Origin of the sequence: Inquilinus limosus, assembly GCF_002195995.1 — a bacterium.
Classification (GTDB): Bacteria; Pseudomonadota; Alphaproteobacteria; order DSM-16000; family Inquilinaceae; genus Inquilinus; species Inquilinus limosus_C.
Genome location: NZ_NHON01000228.1, coordinates 1 through 476, shown reverse-complemented (window position 1 = coordinate 476; position 476 = coordinate 1). Strand labels below are relative to the sequence as shown.

At 38.1% G+C, this 476-nt stretch carries 1 protein-coding gene; it reads right to left on the bottom strand.

Annotation, left to right across the window (positions count from 1 at the left end; genetic code table 11):
* The coding region (locus BWR60_RS36105; protein WP_144445894.1) for an IS3 family transposase at positions 1-476 on the bottom strand (476 nt) is incomplete at both ends.

Genomic DNA, 476 nt, shown 5'->3' with positions numbered 1-476 from the left:
CACCTCTTCATATTTAACGCTCCGCCATAATCGTTCAACCATCACATTATCAAYCCATCGACCTTTACCATCCATACTGATTTGAATGCCATTTGATTTCAATACATCAATAAATGCATCACTGGTGAACTGACTGCCTTGGTCTGTATTAAATATTTCAGGTGATCCATATTTTTCAATTGCTTCATTTAAAGCCGAAATACAAAAATCCACCTCCATACTAATCGATACYCTATGCGCAAGTACCTTGCGGCTATGCCAATCAATCACAGCACATAAATAAACAAAGCCTTTTGCCATAGGGATATACGTTATATCCGTACACCACACTTGATTACTGCGCTGAATAGCCAATCCTTTGAGCAGATATGGATATTTACGGTGAGCTTGATTGGCCTGACTTAGATTTRGTTTACGATATAACGCATTAATGCCCATTTTCTTCATTAAAGTACGTGTATGACGTCGTCCTATAT